Here is a 6,935-nt window from a genome sequence, read left to right on the forward strand (position 1 = left end):
AGAAAAGGTGGAACCGCTGTGGCCGGGATACTCAACGCCAGGCCGGTTTCACCGCAGACCCAGAATCCCCACGAGCAAAAGGCCCTGAACGTGGTGCACGAAATGGCCATAGCCTCCGGGCTGACCAGGATGCCGGGGCTGTACGTGATGGACGGTGAAGACTCCATAAACGCCTTTGCAGCAGGCTGGCACGAGGATGACGCTGTTATCGGACTTACATCCGGGGCCCTGGAGCATTTGAGCCGTTCAGAGCTGCAGGCGGTTGTGGGCCATGAGATAAGCCATATCCAGAACGGGGACATGTACCTGAATATAAAGCTCATGGGAATCGTTTTCGGCCTGCTTATCCTGACCTACATGGGAAGCTTCGTTATTCGAAACGCTCTCTATGGTTCCATGATCTCCGGCAGCAGGTCCAGAACTGATCCCAGGGTTCTGATAGTTGTTATTATCATTGGGGCCGGGCTTATTATGGCTGGACTGGTGGGCATGTTCCTGGGGAATATTATCAAGGCCGCCATATCCAGGCAGAGAGAATACCTGGCTGATGCCTCTGCAGTACAGTTTACCCGCATGCCTCAGGCCATGGAAGGGGCATTGAAAAAAATCCGGGATATATCCATGACTGAAAACAAAAACCATCTGAACAACCCCAATGCAGAGCAGGCCAGCCATATGTTTTTTACTGAGGCTGTGAGCAAGTTTGAAAGCCTGTTCGCCACCCATCCCCCCATAGAGGACAGGATCAGGCGGATCAATCCCGACTATGACCGGTCTTGAACAGTGACGTCTTCAACCTGACAAGCCTGAAAACGATGCCTGAGGATAAATATGCCCCATAAGGGTGATGCAGACAAAGACTTTGATGTTATCATTGTGGGTTGCGGGCCGGCAGGGTTGTTTGCAGCCTATTACCTGGGTGAGAACACCGGTCTGAAGGTCCTGGTCGTTGAAAAAGGCAAGTCCTCCCGGAAAAGACTGTGTCCCATCAATGGCGAGCAGGAGTGTATGCGCTGCAGGCCTTGCAATATCATGTCCGGAGTTGGTGGTGCCGGGCTTTTCTCCGACGGCAAGCTCAACTATATCCACAAGCTGGGCAAGACGGATCTGACCCAGTTCATGCCGGTGGCTGATGCCAAGAAACTTATCCGGGACACTGAAGAGATCTACAATCTCTTCAACATGGACGGGCAGGTGTATCCCACCAGCATGGAAAAAGCCAGAAATATCCGCAAGGATGCACTGAAAAACGGCGTAGATCTCTTGCTCATCCGGCAGAAGCACCTTGGAAGCGACAAGTTGCCGGGGCATATTTCAAACATGGCCGAATATGTCAAAAGCAGGGGGGTGGAGATACACACCTCGGAAGAGGTCAGAGATGTGCTGGTTGAAAATGGACAAGTGCAGGGAGTGGTTACCAGCCGGCGGGAATACAAAGCTTCCAGTGTCATCCTGGCCCCGGGACGGGTGGGTGCAGAATGGGTGAGCAATCTGGCCCGGCGGCACGGGCTGAATGTCTCCCAGCGTGGCATTGAAGTGGGAGTGCGGGTAGAGGTCAACCGGGATGTCATGCAGGATCTTTGCGATGTGATTTACGACCCCACCTTTTTCATCAGAACCAACACTTACGACGACCAGGTGCGCACCTTCTGTACCAATCATGGCGGATTCGTGGCCCTGGAAAACTACCAGGACTTTGTCTGTGTCAACGGGCATGCCTACATGGACAAAAAGTCCGACAACACAAACTTCGCCTTTCTTTCCAAGGTGGTCCTGGAAGACCCTGTAACCAGCAATCAGGCCTACGGAGAATCCATCGGCCGCCTGGCCACGATCATAGGTGGAGGCAGGCCTGTCCTGCAGCGTTACGGAGATCTCAAGCGGGGGCGGCGTTCCACCTGGAACCGGATCAGCAACAGCTTTGTGGAGCCCACCATGAAAAACGTCACCTGCGGCGACATAGCCATGGCTCTTCCGGAGCGCATCGTGCGTAATATCGTGGAAGGCCTTGAAAAGCTGAACAGGGTGGTACCCGGAGTCTCAAATGAAGGCACCCTGCTCTATGCCCCGGAGATCAAGTTTTTCGCCACCCAGGTGCATACCAGCAATGTGCTGGAGACCTGCATTCAGGGGCTTTTTGTGGCCGGGGACGGTCCCGGAGTCGCCGGCAACATAGTTTCTGCATCAGCTACAGGACTGATCCCGGCCAGAGAGATTGCCAGGAGGCATGAAACCCGGGCGGATGGAAGCTGACCACCTGCCCGGGGATTATCCGGTCCTGGTCTTTGCAGCCTGATCAGTCCATCTGTACGATTTCCCAGGTTCCGTCGGGCTGCCTGCAGGCGGTGCCGTATATGGTTTCTTCTTCCCCGCCTATTTCGGCTTCAGTGGTGAACTCTCTGCAATATCGTCCCTCATCGCTTTTATAGGTTTCCCTGGGAGTGACTTCGTGGGATATTTCAGTATTGGGGTTTTCCCACTGAGATGTTTCACCGTCAGGATTGGTTTCCAAAGCCTGACCCATTTTCTGCTGATCCATCTCATCCATGCGGTCCAGGTAACTCCCTACATATCCGCCCAGGGCCGCGCCTGCCAGGGTGCCGCCGATGATTGCAGCGGTCTGGCCGGTACCGCTGCCTATCTGGGAGCCGATTACTCCTCCGCCTATGCCTCCCAGGCCGGCTCCGCCCACGGTGTGCTTATGTCCGCCGCAGCCTGCGAGCATGGCCAGAGCTGCCAGCATGGCTGTAATGTAAATAATTGCACGCATATCTTCCCTCCAGAATATTTATTTGTATGGTTTGATTTATGCATTGACCGTACCATTAAAATGTTAATACATCGTCAGGCCATGTAAACACGTGTCTGTCAAAAAGCAGGGCTGGGATTAACCTGGGGAAAAGCGTTGCATGGTAACCATTCAGGGGGTTCTCGGTTGTGGCTGATGGCACAAGGACAGGGGACTGTCCCCCGCTAAGTAATGATTATGCAGCTTCACAAAATTTCGCGTCTGTACTATATGTATTTGTGCAGGAAAAGTGTCGCGGGGACTGTCCCCCTGGCCGTTTTTTTGGGAAAGCAGGGGACAGGCACCCCCGCACTTATTTTTCAGTAATGATCTTTACATCAGCTAAAATAAGTACGGGGAGAGCCAGTCCCCATGCCACATGCAAAGCGCTGAACAGATACACATGTGTCATTCTGGCCGGGTATCTGTCAGCGATTTTAAGGAAAAAGCAGGGGACAGGCATTACCCGCACTTATTTTGCCTACAGAAGACTGACGGATTTTAAAATTAAGTGCGGGGTGCCTGTCCCCGGTGGCCGAGGCAATAATTAACACAGAGTGTCGCTGGAGTAATAAGGAGGTTATTGATATGCATGTTAAGGAGGCTTTGGAGAAAAGACGGAGCATCAGGAAGTTTAAAGACGACCCCGTCTCAAAAGATGAAATCATGCAGCTTCTGGAGGCGGCCAGGCTGGCTCCTTCAGCCATGAACGCCCAGCCCTGGAGATTCAAGATCGTAGACGGCAGGGAAGACATCCAGTGGCTGTCGGGTTCCCCAACCCGGGGCCAGAAATGGGTGGCCGGAGCAGGTGCGGTCATCATCTGCTGCGCAGACATCACCCGGTTTCTGGAGGATGCCAGGGCAGCGGTGCGTTTTCTGCGCGACAGCGCGGTTCTGCCCCCGGAAATGCAGGCCGGAGTGGAAGACTACGTGGAAAAGGCTCAAAACGCCCCCACCGAGGTGCTGCGCGGGGCAGTGGGCATGAACTGCTCCATCGCCCTGACCAATATCATGCTCCGGGCCACAGAGATGGATCTGGGCACCTGCTGGATCGGCATGTACGATGAAGAGGCCCTGCGCCAGCGCTTCAATCTGCCGCAGCAGGCTGCAGTCATCGCCCTTCTGGCAGTGGGCCGGCCGGCCGAATCACCCGAACCCAGACCCAGAAAAGCCATGGAGGAAATCATCCTGGACTGATCATGAACAAGGCTTAATTCATAACGCTTTGTTATTTGCATCTATTCACCATATTCTACCTAAAATATTTACCGGTAACGTAAAGAAAAGAATGTCTCACGCCCGGACCTGCCGGCCCTAGAGGCGCAGAGCTCGCTGAGAGATAAGCAGGAGAAAAATATAATATTCATATCCACCGAGCCGGTGTATATAAATAACAAGCTCCCCCGCAGGGGGCGAGAGCCTTTTTCATTGCCCCGGCTCAGGGCAATGAAAAATCCTTCTTATCTCTGCGTCCTCTGTGCCTCTAGCGAAGCGGGCGAGAGGTAAAAATATTTCAGGCTTGGCGTACACTTGAGCTGAAAGAGCCAAAAAGATTTGTTGAATAGTTACTGTTATTTTCGAATATTACAGGTTCCGGGATTCGGTGCAATCCCGGAACTTTTCCAGTGGATTCAGGGTTTAAAAATATATTGCTGTGCACATGTTTTTTACAATCAGCTACATCATTGACACCTTGGTGCTCTGGTGATTATATGGAAGAAAACATGCTCACCTGGAGGTAAAAATGAGCCGCTTAACCATTACCCTTGATGACGAGTTGCACCGCGCTCTAAAGGAAACATCGGCCAGGCAGGGACGCAGCATAAACAAGATAATTGAAGAAAGCCTGCATATGCGCGGTATAAAGTCCATGGATGATGCCCGGCAACTGGTGGCACGCGCCCGCTCGCAGGCAAACTGCAGTGAAGAAGAGGCAATGGCCCTGAGTACGGAAGAAACCCGTGCCTTTAGAAATTAATGAACAGACGGGTCTTTGTCGTTGATACCAACGTCCTGGTTGCCGGGGTCATTACTTCCAGACCTGATGCACCTACCGCCAGGCTTGTGGATGCCATGCTGGAGGGACGAATAATTTATCTGCTGTCCCCTGAACTTCTACGGGAGTATGAACAGGTACTTTTGCGCCCTGCAATAGCACGACTGCATGGCTTAAGCAGCCCTGGTATTGAAACAATACTGACTGAAATCACCGCCAACGCAATCTGGCGTGAACCTCTTGCGGATACGAAGCACTCGGCCCCGGATGCCAAGGATTCTCATATTTGGGCTCTCCTGGCCAACGAAGCTCAAGCCATTCTTATTACCGGCGACAAGCCACTCATTGACAACCCTCGGCCAGGGAGTTCCGTTATTACCCCAGCCACCTGGGTGGATCATTTTGACTAACTTCCCTGATCCCGCTTAAAAGCCATTGAGGAACTGACAACAGGCATCTACCATTCAATTGCAATGCAGTTATTCAGAAAAGCTTGCTTTACATCATCCTGGACTGAGGTTTTTGACCATTTTGTAATCATCCATAACAAAGCCGCCGCCTATGTCCTGCACCACGGTCTCGGCGGCGGTAAACCCTTCCTGCCGGTAGAAGGCGATTGCTGCGTGGTTGTGCCTGTTCACGGTAAGCCATAAATCCTTGATCCCCATATCCCGGCACAGCATCTCGGCAAATTCCAGAGTCTTTCTGCCCAGCCCGCAACGCCTTTTATCCTTTAGCACATATATTTTGCTCAGCTTGGCCGATGCCTTTTCAGGATCGGGCTCCAGGGCCAGGTAGCCGGAGTCCTCATCAGCCCTTACGACAAGGTAGTAAACCACCCCGCTTTGCAGCTGGTCATTTATAGCCCCGGGACTCTGAAAATTTTTGAGCATGTACTCCACCTGCTCTGGGCCGATAATGGGCGTGTAATGATCCTGCCATATTTCCCTGGCCAACCTGGAAGTCCTATTTATCTGTGCGTGGTTCTGTACCTTTTCGAATTTCTCAGCCATCATACAACCTCTCACTTATTACGTGCAACCATTCACCTGCTTAACCCTGGCAATCCATACGTCGAGTTGCATATGCACAACTGCATTGTGGTTTTAAACCCTAAAAACCTTTCCGTCCAACCAGGCAGTCATAATTATGCCAAAAGCCTGCCGCCTGCAACCAGTCTTCAATAAAAACCTGCCGGGCTTACGCCGCACACAAACGGATTTTTTACAAAAAAGTACTATAGACATGGCAGCGCCCAGACCCTGTCTTCCTGCTCCTTGAGCGGCTCTTTCACTCAGCCAAGCCCCTGTATTTGCTGACTTTAATATACTTACAGCCATAAAAGCCTTTCTGCCAGACCTTTCTACGCGCGTTTTCACTGTACTTTGACTGCAATTTTTATACATCATGGTCAGCTGATAAATAACCATGTTTCCGCCAGTTTACAATTTTGTACAGCAATCTTGTCACCCCTTTTTCCTTTAAACAAAAAAATCCCGCATATACAAGCAGTTATCCAAAACGGCACTCATATTGCTTTTATCTGATAACATCAGTTCTTTCTTTTATTTTTATATACAAAATTATCAACCAAGGGAGGAGGTATATGCACACCCCGGGCCGTACAGGCAAAAAGATGAACTGATTCAAACATCACCAGGTAGCAGCAACGCATGCCCAGATTGAGTTCAGGGCAGGACTCAATCAATTTTACAAATTTGTTTTAGGAATTTACTGCCCAGCAATCAAAGGAGGATTAGCAAGTGGAAGGTCTATTGGAACTCAGTTATGCCCTGGATACATTTTATTTTCTGCTGTCAGGGCTTTTGGTAATGTGGATGGCCGCAGGCTTCACCATGCTGGAATCCGGCCTGGTCCGCTCCAAGAATACCGTTGAGATACTGACCAAGAATGTGGCCCTGTATTCCATTGCCTGCATAATGTACATGCTGGTGGGCTACAATATCATGTACGGGGACGGTGGTTCAATAATACCTGGAATCAGCTTCCTGGTGAGCGGGGACAACACAGTGGCCCAGGTCGTTGCCGGCGGAGAAGATGCCCCTTATTATTCGAACATCTCAGACTTTTTCTTTCAGGTGGTCTTCGTGGCCACGGCCATGTCCATCATTTCCGGTGCAGTGGCCGAAC

The 6,935-nt window shown here is 51.4% G+C and carries 7 protein-coding genes and 1 pseudogene; 6 read left to right on the forward strand and 2 right to left on the reverse strand.

The window, feature by feature from the left end; all coding sequences use genetic code 11:
* Together QZP87_RS07845 and QZP87_RS07850 are read left to right on the forward strand one after the other, a co-directional pair.
* Window positions 1-780 (forward strand): M48 family metallopeptidase (locus QZP87_RS07845; protein ID WP_291322366.1); only part of this gene is annotated, 780 nt, incomplete at its 5' end.
* Window positions 781-831: 51 nt separating this feature from the next.
* Window positions 832-2,253: an FAD-binding protein gene (locus tag QZP87_RS07850; protein ID WP_291322367.1), complete on the forward strand. Its 1,422-nt coding sequence runs from the start codon at window positions 832-834 to the stop codon at window positions 2,251-2,253.
* Window positions 2,254-2,296: 43 nt separating this feature from the next.
* Here QZP87_RS07850 and QZP87_RS07855 read toward each other — a convergent pair whose 3' ends face one another.
* Window positions 2,297-2,770 carry an RT0821/Lpp0805 family surface protein gene (locus QZP87_RS07855; protein ID WP_291322368.1) on the reverse strand — a complete coding sequence of 158 codons (474 nt, stop codon included), beginning with the start codon at window positions 2,768-2,770 and terminating at the stop codon, window positions 2,297-2,299.
* Between the two features lie 606 nt (window positions 2,771-3,376).
* Here QZP87_RS07855 and QZP87_RS07860 point away from each other — a divergent pair.
* The 3 genes from QZP87_RS07860 (at window position 3,377) to QZP87_RS07870 (ending at window position 5,194) form a co-directional block, all read left to right on the forward strand.
* Window positions 3,377-3,985: a nitroreductase family protein gene (locus QZP87_RS07860; RefSeq protein WP_291322369.1), complete on the forward strand. Its 609-nt coding sequence runs from the start codon at window positions 3,377-3,379 to the stop codon at window positions 3,983-3,985.
* Window positions 3,986-4,532: 547 nt separating this feature from the next.
* Complete coding sequence (locus tag QZP87_RS07865) at window positions 4,533-4,766, forward strand: ribbon-helix-helix protein, CopG family (RefSeq protein WP_291322370.1); 234 nt, start codon at window positions 4,533-4,535, stop codon at window positions 4,764-4,766.
* Window positions 4,766-5,194 carry a putative toxin-antitoxin system toxin component, PIN family gene (locus QZP87_RS07870; RefSeq protein WP_291322371.1) on the forward strand — a complete coding sequence of 143 codons (429 nt, stop codon included), beginning with the start codon at window positions 4,766-4,768 and terminating at the stop codon, window positions 5,192-5,194. The genes QZP87_RS07865 and QZP87_RS07870 overlap by 1 nt, the downstream gene beginning before the upstream one ends.
* Window positions 5,195-5,287: 93 nt before the next feature.
* Here QZP87_RS07870 and QZP87_RS07875 read toward each other — a convergent pair whose 3' ends face one another.
* On the reverse strand, window positions 5,288-5,797 hold the full coding sequence (locus QZP87_RS07875) for a GNAT family N-acetyltransferase (RefSeq protein WP_291322372.1): 510 nt from the start codon (window positions 5,795-5,797) through the stop codon (window positions 5,288-5,290).
* 750 nt (window positions 5,798-6,547) lie between these two features.
* On the opposite strand from QZP87_RS07875, the pseudogene QZP87_RS07880 reads away from it, so the two are divergent.
* A pseudogene (locus tag QZP87_RS07880) lies at window positions 6,548-6,935 on the forward strand (ammonium transporter); the annotation flags it as partial.

Origin of the sequence: Desulfonatronospira sp. (assembly GCA_003563255.1) — a bacterium.
Classification (GTDB): domain Bacteria; phylum Desulfobacterota; class Desulfovibrionia; order Desulfovibrionales; family Desulfonatronovibrionaceae; genus Desulfonatronospira.

Coding starts and splice junctions, on each gene's coding strand:
- QZP87_RS07850 (WP_291322367.1), top strand. CDS start 832: ATGCCCCATAAGGGTGATGCAGACAAAGACTTTGATGTTATCATTGTG.
- QZP87_RS07855 (WP_291322368.1), bottom strand. CDS start 2,770: ATGCGTGCAATTATTTACATTACAGCCATGCTGGCAGCTCTGGCCATG.
- QZP87_RS07860 (WP_291322369.1), top strand. CDS start 3,377: ATGCATGTTAAGGAGGCTTTGGAGAAAAGACGGAGCATCAGGAAGTTT.
- QZP87_RS07865 (WP_291322370.1), top strand. CDS start 4,533: ATGAGCCGCTTAACCATTACCCTTGATGACGAGTTGCACCGCGCTCTA.
- QZP87_RS07870 (WP_291322371.1), top strand. CDS start 4,766: ATGAACAGACGGGTCTTTGTCGTTGATACCAACGTCCTGGTTGCCGGG.
- QZP87_RS07875 (WP_291322372.1), bottom strand. CDS start 5,797: ATGGCTGAGAAATTCGAAAAGGTACAGAACCACGCACAGATAAATAGG.